The 15,828-nt window shown below is 76.2% G+C and carries 10 protein-coding genes; 3 read left to right on the forward strand and 7 right to left on the reverse strand.

The window, feature by feature from the left end; translation table 11 throughout:
• Positions 1-108: 108 nt before the first annotated feature.
• The 3 genes from NRO40_RS09995 to NRO40_RS10005 form a co-directional block, all read right to left on the reverse strand.
• The gene (locus tag NRO40_RS09995) at positions 109-1,548 is read right to left on the reverse strand and encodes a dihydrolipoyl dehydrogenase family protein (protein WP_079047500.1); all 1,440 of its coding nucleotides are present in this window, start codon (positions 1,546-1,548) and stop codon (positions 109-111) included.
• Positions 1,549-1,665: 117 nt separating this feature from the next.
• Complete coding sequence (locus tag NRO40_RS10000) at positions 1,666-2,052, reverse strand: hypothetical protein (RefSeq protein WP_058945058.1); 387 nt, start codon at positions 2,050-2,052, stop codon at positions 1,666-1,668.
• A 110-nt stretch (positions 2,053-2,162) separates the two neighbouring features.
• Positions 2,163-5,510 carry an ALF repeat-containing protein gene (locus tag NRO40_RS10005; RefSeq protein ID WP_257375381.1) on the reverse strand — a complete coding sequence of 1,116 codons (3,348 nt, stop codon included), beginning with the start codon at positions 5,508-5,510 and terminating at the stop codon, positions 2,163-2,165.
• Between the two features lie 540 nt (positions 5,511-6,050).
• Here NRO40_RS10005 and NRO40_RS10010 point away from each other — a divergent pair.
• Both NRO40_RS10010 and NRO40_RS10015 read left to right on the forward strand, forming a co-directional pair.
• A complete protein-coding gene (locus NRO40_RS10010) occupies positions 6,051-6,539 on the forward strand; it encodes a hypothetical protein (protein WP_058942130.1) in 489 nt (162 codons plus the stop codon).
• 78 nt (positions 6,540-6,617) lie between these two features.
• Positions 6,618-8,834 (forward strand): S1 family peptidase, encoded by a 2,217-nt coding sequence (locus NRO40_RS10015; RefSeq protein ID WP_058942129.1) that lies wholly within the window; start codon positions 6,618-6,620, stop codon positions 8,832-8,834.
• Positions 8,835-8,942: 108 nt separating this feature from the next.
• Here the strand turns inward: NRO40_RS10015 and NRO40_RS10020 are convergent, their stop codons facing one another.
• Both NRO40_RS10020 and NRO40_RS10025 read right to left on the reverse strand, forming a co-directional pair.
• The gene (locus tag NRO40_RS10020) at positions 8,943-9,557 is read right to left on the reverse strand and encodes a class F sortase (RefSeq protein WP_058942128.1); all 615 of its coding nucleotides are present in this window, start codon (positions 9,555-9,557) and stop codon (positions 8,943-8,945) included.
• 3 nt (positions 9,558-9,560) lie between these two features.
• Positions 9,561-10,262: a DUF4142 domain-containing protein gene (locus NRO40_RS10025; RefSeq protein WP_079047041.1), complete on the reverse strand. Its 702-nt coding sequence runs from the start codon at positions 10,260-10,262 to the stop codon at positions 9,561-9,563.
• A 345-nt stretch (positions 10,263-10,607) separates the two neighbouring features.
• On the opposite strand from NRO40_RS10025, the gene NRO40_RS10030 reads away from it, so the two are divergent.
• The gene (locus NRO40_RS10030; protein WP_079047040.1) at positions 10,608-11,348 is read left to right on the forward strand and encodes a helix-turn-helix transcriptional regulator; all 741 of its coding nucleotides are present in this window, start codon (positions 10,608-10,610) and stop codon (positions 11,346-11,348) included.
• Positions 11,349-11,798: 450 nt separating this feature from the next.
• On the opposite strand, the gene NRO40_RS10035 is transcribed toward NRO40_RS10030, so the two are convergent.
• Together NRO40_RS10035 and NRO40_RS10040 are read right to left on the reverse strand one after the other, a co-directional pair.
• Positions 11,799-12,656 carry an ABC transporter permease gene (locus tag NRO40_RS10035; protein WP_058942126.1) on the reverse strand — a complete coding sequence of 286 codons (858 nt, stop codon included), beginning with the start codon at positions 12,654-12,656 and terminating at the stop codon, positions 11,799-11,801.
• A complete protein-coding gene (locus tag NRO40_RS10040) occupies positions 12,653-15,463 on the reverse strand; it encodes an alpha/beta fold hydrolase (RefSeq protein WP_058942125.1) in 2,811 nt (936 codons plus the stop codon). Before NRO40_RS10040 ends, NRO40_RS10035 begins: the two co-directional genes overlap by 4 nt.
• Between the last annotated feature and the right edge of the window lie 365 nt (positions 15,464-15,828).

The raw sequence follows: 15,828 nt of genomic DNA on the forward strand, positions 1-15,828 counted from the left end.
GGCCCGCTCCCCTGAGCCGGAGCGGGCCCGGCCACGCCCGGCCGGCCGGCCGGCAGCGGTACCCCGTCGGCGGCGAGCGGGCGGCCCGGCAGCCCGGAGCGGGCCCCGTCAGCCCAGGTCGCGCAGGGCGTCCTCCACGGCGCGGTGGAAGGTGGGGTACGCGTACATCATGTGGCGCAGTCGCTCCACGGGGACCTCGGCGTGGACGGCCACCGCGAGGCCGTACAGGACCTCGCCGCCCGCGGGGCCCGCGGACGTCGCGCCGACCAGGACCCCCCGGTCCTCGTCCACGACGAGCTTCACGAGCCCGTCACCGCCCGGCCCGTGGATCCAGCCGCGGGTGGAGGACGGCAGCCGGGTCAGCCCGGTGCGCACCCGCAGTCCCCGGTCGCGGGCGGCGCGCTCGGTGAGCCCGACCGAGCCGACCTCCGGGTCGGTGAACGTGACGCGCGGCAGCGCCCGGTAGTCGGCCTCGGGGCCGGGTTCGCCCAGGAGGTCCCGGGCGGCGATCTCCCCCTGGTACATCGCCACGTGGGTGAAGGCGCCGAGCCCGGTGACGTCGCCGACGGCCCACACGCCCGGTGCGACCCGCATCCGCCCGTCGGGCTCCAGGGCCCGGGCGTCGGGGTCCAGGCCGGCGTGTTCGACGCCGAGGCCGGTCAGGTCGGCACCGCGGCCGGTCGCCACGAGGAGGTGGCGGGCGGTCAGCTCCCCGCCGCCGTCCAGGGCGAGGTGGAAGGTGCCTGCCTCGTGGCGCACGCCGGTGGCCCGCGCGCCCGTGCGCACGTCGATCCCCTCGGTCCGGAACACCTCCGCGAGGAGTTCCGCCACCTCGGGCTCGTCGGAGGGCAGCAGGCGGTCCGCCGCCTCGACGACCGTCACGTCCGTGCCGAACCGGGCGTACGCCTGGGCCAGCTCCGCGCCGATGGGCCCGCCGCCGAGCACCAGCAGGGACTCCGGGGCCTCCTCGGCGGAGACGGCGTCGCGGTTCGTCCAGTACGGCACCCCGTCCAGGCCCGGCACGGGCGGGACGCGCGGCCGGCTGCCGGTGGCGAGGACCACGCCGCGCCGGGCGGTGAAGACCCGCCCGTCGGCCTCGACGCGGCCGGGGCCGGTGAGGCGTCCGCGGCCGCGGACGAAGCGGCCGCCCTTGCCGGTGAACCGGTCGACGGCGGCCCGGTCGTCCCAGTCGTCGGTGGCCTCGTCGCGGATGCGCGCGGCGACGGGCGAGAAGTCGGCGGCGACCTCCGCGCGGCCGGCCGCGCCGGGCACGCGCCGCGCCTCGGCGAGGAGGTTCCCCGCCCGGACCATCATCTTGCTGGGAACGCACGCCCAGTACGGGCACTCGCCGCCGACCAGCTCGGCCTCCACGCCGACGACGTCGAGCCCGGCCTCCGCCAGGCGCCCGGCGACGTGCTCGCCGCCCACGCCGAGGCCGACCACGACGACGTCGACCTCGCCCCCGCCACCGCCCGCACCGCCACCGCTCGCACCGTCGCCGGTGTCGCCGCGGGTGTCACTGCCGGTGTGCCGCTCCGGGCCTGCCATGGGGGACCTCCTGCGTCGGCTGGGGCCGGAGTGTCCCGGCCGGTCGTCGTACCACGTGTACCCCGCTGCCGGGCCGCGCGCCGCCGGAACGGCGGCACTTGGGGGGCGGTCGGGTCGTCAGGTGCTCAGGAACCAGGTGCCGGCGCCGATGACCACGAGACCCGCCACGACGATCTGGACGGTCGCGCCCGTGGACATCTTGTTGTCGGGGGACTTCGGGTCGCGCTTCACGGCCTCGGCGAGCCGCGTCAGCTCCTCGCGGCGCCCCAGGACGCCCAGGGCGAGGGCCAGCATGGCCAGGGAGTACAGGAAGAGGACCTCGCCCAGGGGCATGTTCCTGCCGTAGTGGGTGGCGACGCCGAAGAGCGCCATGCCCGCGATGGCGTAGTACACGGCGCGGCGCAGCTTCCCGGTCATCCAGGAACCCCAGGTGACGGCGAAGACCGCCGTGGAGACGGCGGCGGCGAGCCACAGGACGAGGACGGGGATATCGGAGAAATGCACAGTGCTCCTCGTGTCACCGCCGGACGGCGGTGTGGCCGCCGTCCGCCCCGCGGGCGCGGGACGGACGGCGGCCACGTCATTCCTTCGGCGGCATGCTACGTGCCGGTTCGCTACCAGGTGAACGCGCCCCAGATGGGTGAGAGCAGGTCGTGCCCCGCCGTGACGGCGGCCGAACCCCACGACTTCACGTGCCCGGCGGCTTCGAACACCTCGTCGGCGTACTTGACGGCCGAGCCCACCCGCAGCCCGATCACGCCGAGGCCCACGCCCACGACGGCGTTCTTGAACGACTCGCCCTTCCAGTTGTCCGCGTACCCCCACAGGCCGGCGCTCAGCACGCCGAAGCCGAGGGAGACCAGGCCGACGGCGCCGGCGGCGACCGCCAGCGGCGGGAAGAACGCCGAGCCGATGGTCAGGCCGACGGAGAGGAAGCCGAGGCCCGTGCTGATGCGGCCCGTCCAGGTGGCGGCGGTCCGCCACCCGTCCTTGCCGTCGCCGCCCGGCTTGTCGGCGTTGACCTTGTCGTTGGCCGGGTCGTCGGCGGGGGTGCGGCCGGCGGCCGCGTCCTGGCGGGCCTTCTCGGCCGCCGCGGCGGCCGCGGCGGCCTGCTCCTGCACCCGCTTGTCGGCGGCGATGCGGTGCGCGTCGCTCGCCGCGGCGGAGGCCGCCTGGGCGTCCCTGCCCGCCGCGAGGGCGGAGGCGCGGGCGGCCGTCGCCTGCGACTGGGCGTAGGCGGCGGAGGACTGCGCCTGGGCCGCCGACGCCATGGCGCGGTTGGCCGAGTGGTTGGCGTAGCGGGCGGCGGAGCGGGCGGTCTGCTCCGCGGCCGTCGCCTTGCGGGCGGACTCGGCCGCCGCGGCGGCGGAGGCGTCCGCCGCCGCCGCGCTGTCCCGGGCGTCCTTGGCGTGGTTCGCGGCCTCGTTGGCCGACTTCAGGGCCTTGTCCGCCCACTGGGCCGCCTCGGTGGCGGCGTTGCGGGCCTTGGCGGCCGCCTCGGCGGCGCGCGCCGCGTCCTCGTGGGCCTTGGCGGCGACGCGGGCCGCGTTGGCGATGGAGGCGCGGATGGCGGAGACGTGGGTGGCCGTGTCCTGGTCGAGCTGGGCGGCCTTGAGGTAGGCGCCGCCGACGAAGTCGTGGCGCATCCACGCCGGACCCGCCATGGCGACCTCGGCGGTGGCCTTGACGTTGGCGCCGCCGCCGCTCATCAGGGACAGGGTCTTGACCCGGTCGTCCTCCATGACGGCGTCGCGGATGCCCACCATCAGGAAGTGGAGCATGACCTCGGTGCTGCCGTCGTTCAGGGCGGCGTTGGCCGCGTTCGACACGGCGGAGCCGGAGCCGTCCATCAGCTTGAGGATCTGCCGGCGGTAGTCCTCGGCCTGGAGGTTCACCACGTCGGTGGTGATGAACTTCTCCGCGGCCGCCGGGTCGGGGTTCTCCAGGGCCTTCTGCGCGGCCTCGGCGACGGCGGTCTGGCCCAGCTGGGCCATGAAGAGGACCTTCTCCCGGGTGTCCAGCCTGACGGCCTTCGGGTGGTCCTGCTTCAGCCAGGTGACGATGTCGGAGTCCGAGCCGGCCGCGGCGAACTGGGCCGCCGAGCGCGTCCAGGAGCCCCGGTCGTCGAAGAGGTCGACGGCGGCCTTGCGGCCCAGCCGCACGGCGGTGGCGGTGTCACCGGTGTTCGCGGCCGCGGTGGCCTGGGCGACCAGCTCGCGGGCCTCGGCGTCGATGGAGGCCCCGTGGGTCTTGCGGGCGTCCTCGGCCTTGACGCTCTCCAGCTCGGCCTTGAGCACCTCGCCGGCTTCCGCGATGCCGGTCTGCTTGTCGGCCTCCAGCTGCGCCGCCTCGGTCTCGCGGGCGACGCGCTCGATGTTCTGCGCCTGGGTGACGGCGTCGGAGGCGACGTTCGCCGCGGCGAGGGCCGCGTTGGCGTGGGTCGTCGACTGGTTGGCGTAGTCCAGCGCCTTGCCGGCGTTGTCGGCGGCCTTGTCGGCCGCGGCGGCGGCGTTCTCGGCGTGCTGGGCGGCGCTGTTGGCGGCCGCGTGCGCGGCGCGGGCGGCGGAGGCGGCCTGCGCGGCCAGCGACCGGGAGCGCGCGGCGGCCGCGGAGGCCGTGGCGGCGGCGGCGTTCGCCTCGGCGGCGGCCGCGCGGGCCCGGCGGGCCTGCTCGGACGACTCGCCGGCCGCGGCGGCCGCGGCGGCGGAGGCGGAGGCAGCGGCGGCGGCGTTCTGCGCGGCCGACGCGGCGGCGGTGCCGGCGCGGCCGGCCTCGTCGCTGGCGGCGGCGGCCGCGGACGCGGCGGCGGCGGCCGTACGGGCGCCGGCGGCGGCGTTGCGGGCGGCCTGCGCGGCGGAGCGGGCCTGGGACGCCTGGGCGGCGTCCTTCGACGCGGCCGTCGCGGCGTTGTAGGCGCGTGAGGCGGCCTGGCCCGCGGCGGCGGCCGCGGACGCGGCGGCCTGCGCGGCGGAGGCGGCGCGGCGGGAGGCGGCGACGGCGATGTTGGAGGCGTGGACGGCGGTGCGGGCGGCCTGCGCGGCGCCCTTCGCCGCCTCGGCGGCGCGGGACGCGTGCCGGCCGGCCTTGTCGGCGTCGTTCTTCGCGGCCTCGGCCGCGGCGGCGGCCTCGAGCGCGGCCTCCTTGGCCTTCGCCGCGGCGGTCTCCGCACGGGCGCCCGCCTCGATGGCGGCGTCCGTCTCGTGCTTGGCGCGGCGGCCGGCCTCCTGGGCGACCTGGACGAGCTGCGCCACCGTCAGCGACTCCTGGTCGCGGGCGCGGGAGATGTGCTGGCCGGTCTCGATGTACCGGGTGATGTCGGCCGGCGTGCCCTCCAGGGCGCGTGCCGCGGTGCGCTGCACCTCGGGGCCGCCCTGGGCCATGATCTGCATGACCTCGAACCGCTCGTCCTCCTGACGGGCGGCGTACTGCTTGGTCTGCAGGAACTCGTCGAGCGCGGCCTCCGTGCCGGCGTTCAGCGCGGTCTGGCCGGCGTCGCGGACGGCGCGCTTGCCGCTGTTCATGATGGTCAGCACCGCGGCCCGCTTGTCCTCGCGGAGCGGTGCCTTGACGCCGTCGTTCATGAAGGCGGTGATGGCGGCGTCGTCGCCGGCCAGCGCCTTGATGGCCGCGTCGCGGACACCCTTGCCGGAGACGGAGATGATCCGCATCACGGCGACGCGGTTGTCCTCGGCCCGCAGACGGGGGAGGTCGGCCTGGACGAAGGCGGCGACGTCCTGTTCGGTCCCCGCGAGGGCGGCCTGGGCGGCGTCCCTGGTGGCGGTGCCGCCGGTCAGCCAGGCTTCGACGGCGCGGGCGCGGAGCCCGTCGGGAAGGTCGCCGGGGAGGGTCTCCTCGGCGAAGGCAGTGGAGGTACCGAAGACCGTCATGGCCGTGGCCAGGGCGGTGGTCACCAGGAACCTGCGGCGCAGATGCCTCCTGCGCGGCGATCTGAGTATGTTCATGCCCCTTCTCCTGCACCCCGTTTGCACCATGGGGCACGTGTGTCGTGACGCCATTTCAGAGGTGGATGGTCACACAGTCAAAGCCCTTGCACGAAAGGGTTGCTGAGGGGTCGTGAGGACGCCGCGGGGGGCCGGAAGGCCGGTGGATCGCCTGGACCACGGGGGTTCCGGGGCCCGGGGGGCGGCTCTCCGCCGTACGCCCGCTGTTATCGAATCGTTGCAGAGGGTCAGACAACGCGCACACCGCGGACACCGTCCCCGCAGCACCTCCACCGGGCCCCGGCGCGCCGCCACGCCATGCGAACTCTTGTGCGGGTCGGGTGAAGTGGTAACAATGATCACGCCAAATCCGATCTGGGGAACCGGAACCTGGCCGTCGCAACGGGGGGAGTTGACGACCCATCTGTGAAAGATCCGAAGTGTCCCTTTTGCGGCGCTTCGCCATTGCGGCGCGGCTTCATGCCGCTCTCTGAGCACGTCCGCGCACGGGTGCGACCCGTGCGCCTTTGCCATCTCACGGAACAGGAAACGAGACTCCCGATGAAGTTCATCTCTCGTCTGCTCGTCGCGGGCGCGGTCGCCGGCACCGCCGTCCTCGCCATCACGACGACCGGCGGCGCCGGCGCGCCGTCCGTCGTCCCGGTCGCCGACGAGGCGCCGGGTTACGCGGTGGAGGACTTCAACTACCCGCAGGCGGACAAGATCCTCGCCGAGCAGGGCATCAAGCTGAAGCGCGGCGACGGCCACATCACCCTCGCCACCTGCGGCGACCCGACCCTCCTCGAGGTGTGGGCGCGCAGCAAGGAGAAGGTCTGCTTCCGCGTCACGGGCACCAAGGGCTACCTGAGCCTGGAGCTCCCGGCCGTCTACGGCATCAAGGGCAACGACTACAACACCGACGTCACGATGACGGTCGACAACGAAGAGAAGAACTTCGACGTCACCAAGAACACGTGGACGCCGGTCGGCGAGAGCGCCGACCCGCAGGGCCGCGACCACATGCTCCTGGAGATCATCACCTCCAAGTAAGGCCGGCCCTGTCGCCCGAGGAGCCGGAACACGGCACCGGCCGCCGGCTCCTCGACACCCCCACACGAGGAATTTTCGATGCAACGTCCGCACACCGCCCGCGCAGCCGGGCTGGCCGCCCTCACCGCGGCCCTGATAGCGGCACCGCTCGCGGTCCCCGCGCACGCCGTCACGGGCAGCGCGGAGGCCGAGGGCTCGCTCGCCTTCACCGCCCGCCTCGACATCGGCAACGGGCAGCGCGCCTGCTCCGGCGCCCTCGTCGACCGCGAGTGGCTGCTGACCGCCGCCAGCTGCTTCGCCGACAACCCGGCCGTCAGCCTCGCCGTGCCCGCGGGCGCGCCCAAGCTGAAGACGACCGCCACCATCGGCCGCACCGACCTCACCACCGCCACCGGCGTGGTGCGCAACGTCGTCGAGGTCGTCGCGCACCCCTCCCGTGACGCGGCGCTGGTCCGTCTGAACCGGCCCGTCACCACCGTCGCCCCCGTCGCGATCAGCGCCACCGCCGCCGCGGCGGGCGAGCAGCTGAAGGCCGCCGGCTACGGCCGCACCAAGGACGAGTGGGCGCCCCTCAAGCTCCACAGCGGCACCTTCACCGTCGACGCGGTGAACGCCGCCGACGTCAACGTCACCGGCCAGGGCGGCGTGTCCGTCTGCGCCGGCGACACCGGCGGCCCGGTCCTGCGCACGGTCAACGGCGCGGCCCAGCTGGTCGCCGTCAACAGCCGTTCGTACCAGGCCGGTTGCTTCGGCATCGACGCCACCGTCACCAGCACCGCCGCCGTCGACACCCGCGTCGACGACCTGCGCGCCTGGGTCGGCGCCGAGACCGCCGCGCCGGTCGTCAACGACTTCAACTGCGACGGCGCCGAGGACGTCGCCATCGGCGACCCGAAGGCCACCGTCGGCGGCGACGCCAACGCCGGTGTCGTGCGCGTCGTCTACGGCGGCGGCAAGGGCACCGCCGAGCTGAACCAGGACCAGGCCTACGTGCCGGGCGGCGCCGAGGCGAGCGACTGGTTCGGCGAGGCCCTCGCGACGTTCGACCAGAACGAGGACGGCTGCACCGACCTCGTCGTCGGCGTCCCCGCCGAGGACATCACCGTCGGCTCCACGACCCACGCCGACGCCGGCTCCGTGCAGATCCTGTACGGCGCCCCGGGCGGCATCGGCACGGGCCGCGCGGCCACGGACCACGTCCAGGGTCTCGGCGACGTCGCCGCGATCAAGGGCTCGGCCTCCGAGGCCGGCGACCGGTTCGGCCACGCCGTGGCCGCCGGCCACACCGCCGAGGGCGAGCCGTACCTGCTGATCGGCATGCCGGGCGAGGACCTCGGCACCGTCGCGAACGCGGGCAGCGCCATCTACCTGCGCGGCAGCGTCAACGTCGCCGTCAACCAGGACAAGCCGGGCTACGCGGGCGACCCCGAGGCGAACGACCGGTTCGGTTCCGCCGTCGCGGGCTCCGCGAACCACATCGTCATCGGCACGCCGGGCGAGGCCATCGGCACCGAGAAGGACGCCGGCGGCGTGCAGATCAGCAAGCACGCGCTGAACACCGACAAGGTCCCCGCCCCGGTCTCCGGCTTCGACCAGGACGCCGAGTTCGTCAGCGGCGGTGCCGAGCCGGGCGACCAGTTCGGCGCGTCCGTCGCCGCCGTCGAGTACCGCCCCTCGGGCGCGGCCACCGCGACCGACACGGTCGTCGCGATCGGCTCCCCCGGTGAGGACCTCACCGTCGGCACGGCCAACAAGGCCGACGCGGGCGGCGTCCACACCCTGCGCGTCTCCGCGGCGGGCGCGGTCACCGCGGCCTCCAACGTCCAGCAGGAGGTCACCGACGTCGCCGGCTCCGCCGAGACCGGTGACAAGTTCGGCTCCAAGGTCGTCCTCGCCAACACCGCCCCGCGCTCCGTCGGCTCCGCGTCGACCCTCGCGCTCGCGGTCGGCATCCCGGGCGAGGCCCTCGGCTCCCTCGCGGGCGCCGGCGCGGTGCAGACCTTCTACCCGTTCGGCGGCGCCGGTGCGCACGACCACTGGATCCAGGCGGGTGACGCCTCCGGCCTCGGCGGCGCGCCGGCCGCCGGCCACGCCGTCGGCACCTGGCTGGGCGCGAGCGCGACCAGCCTGTACGTCGGCGTGCCCAACGCCTCCCCGTACGGCGCCGCGTACGCCCTGCCCTGGGGCAACGCGACCGGTGGCCGCACCGGTGCGGCCACCGCGGCGACGACGTACAAGCCGGGCACGAACGGCCTGCCGGCCGTCGGCGGCCAGTTCGGCCGCGCCTTCGGCTGAGACCGGTAGCCGCGTCGGTACCGACGTCCCACGGGTGAGCCCCGGGAGGATCCGATCCTCCCGGGGCTCACCCGCGTCCGGGGCCGGTCGGCCGCCGCGGTGGGCGCCTCACGCCGGCACGCCGTACAGGACGAGGTTCTCCGCGTAGACGCGCTCCTCCGGGTCGAAGGCGCCCGCGCAGGTGACCAGGACGAGCCGGGGGCGGCCCTCCGCCGAGAACAGGTCGCCGGGCAGGGCCCCCGCCGGATAGGTGCGCCGGGCCACGATGCGGTACGCGTGCCGGGACCCGTCCGCCGCCGCGACGTGCGCGTACGCGCCCATCGGCAGGGAGTGCAGCGCCTCGAACGGGCCCGGCCCCTCCTCGGCGGAGTCCAGGTGCCCGGCGATCAGCAGGGTGCCGCGGGCGGCCCCCGGCGGGGCGCCCAGCGCCCACCAGCCGAGCCGGGACGGGGAGGCCGGCACGTCGAGCGTCCCGCCGGCCCCCGCGACCGGGTCGACCGGCAGGCTGCCGACGTGCCCCGGCACGGTGAGGGTGACGGGCGGTGAGTACGCCGGTTCCCTCGCGGGCCCGGAGGCCCTCCCGGTCGGCACGGCTCCCACGTCGGCCGGGGCGGGCGGCGACGCCGGCAGGAACAGCGCGAGCGCCGCCGACGCGGCGCCCGCGAGCCCGGCCCAGGCCAGGAGGCGGCCGGGACCGGGCTCGGTGGTCAGCCTGCGGCGCATGCGTCAGCGGGTGTCGTGGCGGCGGATGCGCCCGGCCGCCCAGAAGGCGCCGCCCGCGATGAGCACGCCGCCCACGGCCATCGCCGGCACCGCGACGAACGCGGGCACCCCTTCGTCGGCGAGGGCGACCTGGCCGCCGTTGCCCGCGTGGACGGTCTTCGGGGTGGTGTGGGTCGCGGCGCCGTCGTGGCAGGTACCGCCGCGGACCATGGAGTGGTGGTGGGCCACGATCGGCCGGGCGGCCTTCGCGGCGGCCGTCACCTGGGCGTTCTCGCCCTTGGCTATCTGATGGTCGATCATGCCGAGCGTCTTGACGTGGGCGGCGTCCTGCGCCTTCAGCCAGGCGTCGTCGTACGCGCTGCTGCCCGCCTTGGCCATGACGTCGGCCAGGACCCGCTGCTGTTCGGCGCTGGGGGCGACGGGCAGGTCGACACCCTGCTGGTCGGCGAGGGCCTTCGTCGCCGCGTCCAGCTTCGTGTGGTCGCGTTCGAGGACGCCGCCGACCTTCTTCACACACTCGGTCGTGGCGTTCTTCCGGGCGTCCCGGCCGGCGGCTATCTCGGTCAGGTTGCCCTGGTGGGCCGCGCGCAGGAACGCGCTGTCGGTGGGGCTCGCGTCGTCTGCGGCGAAGGCCGGTACGGCGGCTATGCCGGAGAGGGAGAGGCAGGTGAGGGCCGTCGCGGCCCAGAAGTGGTGCGTGCGCATGGCGTCGTCGTCATCCGTTCGTGTGGGTCGGCTCTCGGCCCGGCGGGTGGCGGGCCGCACCACCATCGGGACACGGCTCACGGCCGGCCGCCATCGGCGGTAGTGCGAACGGGGGGCGGCTCACCCGGACGGCGGGGACCCGGCCGTCGCCGTGGCGCACCGGGGCGAACCGGGGCGAACCGGGGCGAACCGGGGCGAACCGCCCAGAGTCGCGCCCGCCGCCCACGGCGCACAGGACTTGGCCTGGACTCGCCATTCCCCCCACACCCCCCTTGTCACCGTACGGAGTCACATGAGTACATGGAGTGGCGTACGTTCCTTGGCGATGACGGGGGGTGGTCGGCCGTGGCGAACGTCCCTGTCTCCGTGCTCGGCCAAAGGGCGGCACGGGAGGCGGTACCGGCGCGGGCGGCTCCCCCGCTGGCGCCCCGACCGGCGGGCCAGCCGGTGCGGGGGACGCGGCACATCTGCGCCGCCCTCGCGGCCCTCACCGAGTCGGCCCGCCGTGAGCTGCTGACCTTCGACGACCCGGCGGCCGCGCTGCGCCAGCCGATCCCCGAACCCATCCTGGAACTGGTCGTGACGTGCGTGCGCATGGCGACCGAGCGGGTCCGGACGGTCCGCCAGGTGGTACCGCGCCACGCGCTGGCCCGGGTCACCGCGGCCGACCTGGCCGCGACGGCGCGGCTGCCCGGCCGGGCCCGGCTGACGGACACGATCCCGTTCAAGATGATCGTCGTCGACCGGGCGGTCGCGGCCGTCCCCCTCGACCTGGAGCTCCTCCACAACGGGTTGCTGCTGATCCGGGACCCGGTCGTCGTCCAGGCGCTGGTGCGGGCGCACCACGCCTGGTGGGACGCCGGAGAGGACATCGGCGAGGCGTCACCCGGGGGCGCCGCGCCGCCACCGCAGCTGCGCCCCGTGCTGGACGCGCTGCTGGCCGGGCTCACCGACGAGACGGCCGCGGCCCGCCTGGGCATATCGGGCCGCACGTACAGCCGCAGGGTGGGCGAACTGCTGGCCGCGCTGGGCACGACGAGCCGCTTCCGCGCGGGGGCGGAGGCGGCACGGCGCGGCTGGCTGTGACACACCGCGCCGATGCCGTGCCCACCTGCCGCCGGGCCGGGGCCCGCTCCGGGCCGGGCAGACCCGCTCCGGGCGAGGTCGGACCTGCCTGAGTGCGGAGCCTGCTCCGTGCCGGACCTGCCTCAGTGCGGGGCCGGGGCCCGGAGGAGAGCCGACCTGCTCCGTGCCGGACCTGCCTCAGTGCGGGGCCGGGGCCTGGAGGTGGGCCGGCCTGCTCCGTGCCGGGCCGGGCCGGCGCGCCCCCGAGCCGGTGACCGTCTCGGCAGCCTCGGCCGTCCGGCTCGGCCCCGGTGGTCCGGCTCGGTGACGCCGGCGTCCGTCCCGGCAGCCCCGGCGGCCCCAGCGGCCCCGGCGGCCCCGGCAGCCCCGGCGGCCCCGGCGGTCCCGCTTGGTGGCACCGGCCGGCCCGGGGGGCGTCGACGTCCCGCCCGGGGGCGTCGTCCGTGTGCCCTACGACACGATGTCCTTGCGGGCGAAGCCGCGGAAGGCGAGGGCGAAGAGGACCGTCGCGCAGGCCACGGAGACCGCCGCGCCCTTGATCATGCCGCCCCACTCCAGCTGCGGCTGGAGGGCGTCGATCCAGGCGTACTGCCAGTGCGCGGGCAGGAACTCCCGCCAGTCGCCGAGCGCGGTCACCGCGTCGAGGACGTTGCCGACGATGGTCAGGCCGACGGCGCCGCCCACGGCGCCCAGCGGCGCGTCGGTGCGGGTGGAGAGCCAGAAGGCGAGCCCGGCGGTGACCAGCTGGGAGACGAAGACGAACGCCACGGCGACCGCCAGCCGCCCGAGGCTGTCGACCGCGGGCAGGGCGCCGCCGGTCGGCAGCCGCAGCGGCCCCCACCCGTACGCGACGGTGCCGGCGGCCAGCGCGACGAGCGGCAGCAGCACCATCGCGGCGGCGCTGAAGGCGAGCGCCACCACGAGCTTCGACCACAGCAGCCGGGCCCGCGGGACGGGCGCGGCGAGCAGGTAGCGCAGCGACGACCAGCCGGCCTCGGAGGCCACGGTGTCCCCGCAGAACAGCGCCACGGGGATGACCAGCAGGAAGCCGGCCGAGACGAACAGGCACGTCGCGGCGAAGTTCGCGGCCGACGCCGTCGCCGTGTCCATCAGGGTGATCCGCCGGTCCGGCCCGTCGTCGTCACCGCCACCGATGGCGAAGGCGGCGATGAGGACGAACGGCAGGGCGGCCAGGACCGCGCCCATCACGACCGTGCGGCGCCGCTTGAGCTGGCGCACCGCCTCGACGCGCAGGGGCAGGGTGTGCCCGGCGCGGTAGCCGGGCGCCGAGTCGAGCAGCGCGGTCATGCGGTGCCTCCTCCTCCGATCAGGGTGAGGAACGCGTCCTCCAGGCGGCGGTGCGGGCCCACACCGGTGACGGGCACGTCGAGCCGGACCAGGTCGGCGACGAGCGCGGCGGCGGTGGCCCCGTCCAGCCGGACGAGCAGACCGCCCTCCGTGCGGGTGGCGGAGCCGACGCCCGGCAGGGCCCCGACCTTCTCGACCAGTTGGTCCGGCGGGTCGCCCTCGGTGGTGACGAGCAGCGTGTCACCGCTGCCGGTGATCTCGGCGACCGGTCCGGCCTGCACGAGCCGGCCGCGGTCCATCACGACGAGGTGGGTGCAGGACTGCTCGACCTCCGACAGCAGGTGGCTGGAGACGATCACCGTCCGGCCGCCGGCCGCGTACCGGATCATCACGTCCCGCATCTCGCGGATCTGCGGCGGGTCGAGCCCGTTGGTCGGCTCGTCGAGGATGAGCAGGTCCGGCAGGCCCAGCATGGCCTGGGCGATGGCGAGCCGCTGTCGCATGCCCTGCGAGTACGTGCGGACGGCGCGGGCGAGCGCTCCGCCGAGCCCGGCGATCTCCAGCGCCTCGTCGAGGTGCGTGTCGGCGGCGGGGCGCCCGGTGGCCCGCCAGTACAGTTCGAGGTTCTCCCGGCCGGACAGGTGCGGCAGGAAGCCGGCACCCTCCACGAAGGCGCCCACCCGGGACAGGACGGGCGCGCCGGGCCGGATGGCGTGACCGAAGACCCGGACCTCCCCGTCGTCGGGGGCGATCAGGCCCATGAGCATCCGCAGCGTGGTGGTCTTGCCGGCGCCGTTGGGGCCGAGCAGGCCGAGGACCTGGCCCTTCTCGACGCGGAACGACAGGTCGCGGACCGCGTAGGCGTCCGTGGAACCCGCGTAGCGCTTCGTCAGCCCGCTGATGGTCAGGGGCACGTCGGCCAGCTCCGGGTCGGGGGCGGGCGCGGCCGTGCGGCGGCGGGCCGTCAGCAGCAGCGCGGCCGCGACGAGGGCGCCGGCGGCCGGCAGCCCCCACACCCACCACGGCAGGCCGGCCGCCTCGGTGCGCACGGTCGGCGCGGTCGGCACGGACAGCCCGCCGCCGGCGAGGGAGACGGTGTACGCGGCGGGCGCCACCGGGGAGGCGTAGCCGAGGTCGGTGGCGGCGAGGACGAGGCGCAGCCGGTGCCCGGCCTCCACCTCGTGGTCGATCGCGGGCAGGGTCAGCTCGACCGGCCGGCCGGCCCGGACGTCCCCGACGCGGACGGGGGCCACGAGCTGGGCCGGCAGCACCTGTTGGCGGCCGTCGGGGCCCACGTCGTACACCTTGCCGAACAGCACGGCCTCGCCGCTGTCGGCGGCGACCCGGACGCGGACGGTCGGCGAGCCGGTGACGCGCAGCGGCTCGCCGAGGGGAGGAGTCTCGAACCGGGCGTGCTGCCCGGGGAAGTCGACGGAGACGCCGACGCCGAGCGAGGACAGCTGCGACAGGCCGCCGCTGACGCCGGGCACGGCGGAGATGCCGGGCGGGTTCGCCCCGGCGGGGTTGCGGAAGGTCTGCGTCGGGCCGGCGAGCGGCAGGGCACGGGCGCCGGCGCGCAGGCCCGGGTAGCGGTCGGCGGTCGCGCCGCGCAGTGTGGCCCGCCCGTCCGTGGAGTCCACACCGCCGGAGCGGCTGACGCGGAAGGCCGGGCCGGTGTCCTGGGTCGTGTCGCCCTTCAGGTACCGGTCGAACCAGTCGGTGATCCGGGCGTGGACGCGCTCCGCCTCGGCGTCGCCGCCGTCGTGGCCGCCGGCGATCCAGTCGACGGCGACGGGGGCGCCGTTGCCGGCGACGGCCTCGGCGATGGCGTCGGCGTGGGAGAGCGGGAAGAGCGAGTCCGACCGGCCCTGCACCACCAGGGTGGGCACCTTGATGCGGTCCGCGACGGCGGAGGGGCTGCGCGCCTCCAGCAGGGCGCGGGCCGCGGCGTCCGGCCGGCCGCTGACGGCGACCCGCTCGTACAGGGCGCACAGCTCCGGCTGGAACCGCCCGCAGGCGGCGGCCGGCGGTGCCGCCGGGCGGCCCGCGGCGGGACGCGCTCCCCCGGCCGCGCCCGCGCCCGGACCGGTGGCCGCGCCGGTGCCGGTGTTCGTGTCCGGGCCGGAAGCGGGGGCGTCCCCGGCGGGCGGGCGCTCACCGGCCGGCGGTGCGACGCCGGCGCCGGGACCCGTCCCCGGGCCGGTACCGGCGCCGGTGGTGAAGAAGATGCCGGCCCACAGCTTCTTGAAGACCCCGTCGGGGAAGAGCGCGTCGGCGAGGTTCCAGTAGGTGATCTGCGGCGCGATAGCGTCCACCCGCCGGTCGTACCCGGCGGCCAGCAGCGAGATCGCGCCCCCGTACGACGCCCCGGACACCCCGACGCGCGGGTCGCCCGGCGCGTCGAGCCGTACCTCGGGCCGCTTCGCCAGCCAGTCGACCAGCCGCCGGACGTCCTTCACCTCGTGGTCCGGGTCGTTGAGGCCGATCCGCCCGCCGGAGGCGCCGAAGCCCCGGGCGGTCCAGGTCAGTACGGCGTACCCGTCGCGGGCTAGCTGCTCCGCCTGCCCGCGCACGTCGTCCTTGGCGCCGCCGAAGCCGTGCCCCAGCAGGACGGCGGGGCGGCGTCCGCCGCCGCCCGCCGTGAAGAACGACGTGTCGATCCTCGCGCCGGGCATGGCCAGCACGGTGTCCTCGCGGTGCACCGGGGGCTCGCCGTCGGAGGCGACGGCGGTCCAGGTGCCGGCGCCGGCGAGCAGCGCGGCGGCCGCGGCGAGCGCCGCCCACCGGCGGGGGAGTCGGATGCGCATCCCTTGACCCTAAACGGCGCGCGACGGTCGCCGGGGTGCCGCCGGTCGGAAGTCTGCCGCCTCCTCAGGGACGACGCGGTGGCGTCCCCGTACCACGGGCGCGGTAGACGCAAGCGGACGAAGGGGACGACCCGGCGTGGGGATCCGGCCTGCGGCGCGGACCGCCGCACCCGGCCGCCCGGTTGCCGCGCCGCCGCACCGGCCGCCCACCCTCCGGTTGCCCGTGGGCCGGGCGCGGCGGGCGGCCGGTGCGGCGGGCGCGGCCGACCCGACGGCCCAGCCGGGCGGCGGGCGGGGGCCGGCCCGACCGCGGGCCGTCCCGGAGACGGCCGGCCGCGGTGCCGGGGCGCCGCGACCGGCCCCGG

The organism is Streptomyces changanensis, assembly GCF_024600715.1.
Taxonomy (GTDB): domain Bacteria; phylum Actinomycetota; class Actinomycetes; order Streptomycetales; family Streptomycetaceae; genus Streptomyces; species Streptomyces changanensis.

What these genes read in the sequence shown, in the direction of transcription:
- NRO40_RS09995 (WP_079047500.1), bottom strand. Translation starts at nt 1,548, where the DNA reads ATGGCAGGCCCGGAGCGGCACACCGGCAGTGACACCCGCGGCGACACC.
- NRO40_RS10005 (WP_257375381.1), bottom strand. Translation starts at nt 5,510, where the DNA reads ATGAACATACTCAGATCGCCGCGCAGGAGGCATCTGCGCCGCAGGTTC.
- NRO40_RS10010 (WP_058942130.1), top strand. Translation starts at nt 6,051, where the DNA reads ATGAAGTTCATCTCTCGTCTGCTCGTCGCGGGCGCGGTCGCCGGCACC.
- NRO40_RS10015 (WP_058942129.1), top strand. Translation starts at nt 6,618, where the DNA reads ATGCAACGTCCGCACACCGCCCGCGCAGCCGGGCTGGCCGCCCTCACC.
- NRO40_RS10020 (WP_058942128.1), bottom strand. Translation starts at nt 9,557, where the DNA reads ATGCGCCGCAGGCTGACCACCGAGCCCGGTCCCGGCCGCCTCCTGGCC.
- NRO40_RS10025 (WP_079047041.1), bottom strand. Translation starts at nt 10,262, where the DNA reads ATGCGCACGCACCACTTCTGGGCCGCGACGGCCCTCACCTGCCTCTCC.
- NRO40_RS10035 (WP_058942126.1), bottom strand. Translation starts at nt 12,656, where the DNA reads ATGACCGCGCTGCTCGACTCGGCGCCCGGCTACCGCGCCGGGCACACC.
- NRO40_RS10040 (WP_058942125.1), bottom strand. Translation starts at nt 15,463, where the DNA reads ATGCGCATCCGACTCCCCCGCCGGTGGGCGGCGCTCGCCGCGGCCGCC.